Below are 1,597 nucleotides of genomic sequence, written 5' to 3' on the forward strand. Positions count from 1 at the left end.
GGGGGTATCACTCTAAGTGTGGAAATGATCACTCTGGGTAGATGATCGAAGGTAAAGATCAACCACACAGCATTCGGGGGAATGTGGATCATGTCTATCACACGGGGAACCGCTGCTCTGGCCACCACGTGCGGATCGGCTCAGGAGGGCAACCACAGGCTCGAAGCGGCCGCCGCCTCTCATCATGGCGGGGAAAACCCCCTTGGCGGCGGGGGTCAGGTTCCGCTGCGGGAGTTGCTCGGTGACGAGGTGCTGGACCTGCTGCTGGCCGGCTCGCGCGACGGCAAGGGCGGGCTGCGGCTGACCGGTGAGGGCTCGATGCTCGGACAGCTGGTCAAGGCGGTGCTGGAGCGCGCGCTGGAGGCCGAGCTGACCACGCATCTGGGCTATGACAAGCACGATCAGTCCGGCAACGGCTCGGGCAACTCCCGTAACGGGAAGATCGCCAAGACGGTGCAGACCGGCATCGGGCCGGTCCGGCTGGCCGTGCCGCGAGATCGGGCCGGCACCTTCGAGCCGGTGCTGGTTCCCAAGCGGACCGGGCGCGTCTCCGGCGGCCTGGACGACATGATCATCAGCCTCTACGCGCACGGCATGAGCGTGCGCGACATCCAGCATCACCTGCGCCAGATCTACGACACCGAACTGTCGCACGAGGCCATCTCCAACATCACCGACGCCGTGCTGGAGGAAGCCCGCGCCTGGCAGAGCCGGCCACTGGACCCGATCTACCCGGTGGTGTTCCTGGACGCGATCGTGGTCAAGGTCAGAGACAACCACACGGTGCAGGCCAAGCCCGCCTATCTGGCCATCGGCATCGACACCGACGGCGACAAGCACGTCCTGGGCATCTGGCTGGCCAAGACCCCGCTCGACGCGGCGACCGCCGGCGAATCGGCCCGGTTCTGGGCGAGCGTGATGACCGACCTGAAAAACCGCGGCGTGCGCGACATCGTCATCGCCTGCACCGACGGCCTGCCCGGCTTCGAAGACGCCGTGCACGCAGCATTCCCGCACACCACCCTCCAGCGCTGCGTCGTGCACCTGATCCGCAACGCCCTGCGGCCCGTGGCCCGCGGCGACCGCACCGCGGTGGCCGCCGAACTGAAGAAGATCTACACCGCGCCCACGGCCGAGGCCGCCTTCGACGCCCTAGCCGACTTCGCAGCATCACCCTGGGGCGAGAAATATCCGCAGGCGGCCAAGGTGTTCGAGAACGCCTGGGACACCTTCATCCCGTTCTTCGCCTTCAGCCCGGCGGTGCGCAAGCTGCTCTACACCACCAACAGCATCGAAAGCCTGAACTACCAGCTGCGCAAGGTCACCAAGGCCCGCGGCCACTTCCCCGGCGACGACGCCGTGGTCAAACTCCTGTGGCTCGCGATCATTAACATCGAGGACAAACGCGCCCGCCAAAGGCTCGCCAACCGCGCCAAAGAGGGCAAACGCAACGACCAGCCCGCCCGGCTCATCGAGGGGCAGCGCACCTTCGGCTGGCGCGAAGCGCTCAACGAGCTCGAGATCGCTTATCCGGGAAGGATCAAGTAAATCAGATAAAGAGCACTCTTCGTTACTCAGAGTAGGACTTTACACACTT

General features: G+C 65.3%; 1 protein-coding gene. It reads left to right on the top strand.

What is annotated here, in order from left to right; translation table 11 throughout:
- Nucleotides 1–225 precede the first annotated feature (225 nt).
- A complete protein-coding gene (locus ACIBI9_RS67835) occupies nt 226–1,548 on the top strand; it encodes an IS256 family transposase (protein WP_397239677.1) in 1,323 nt (440 codons plus the stop codon).
- Nucleotides 1,549–1,597 lie beyond the last annotated feature (49 nt).

The organism is Nonomuraea sp. NPDC050451, assembly GCF_044458585.1.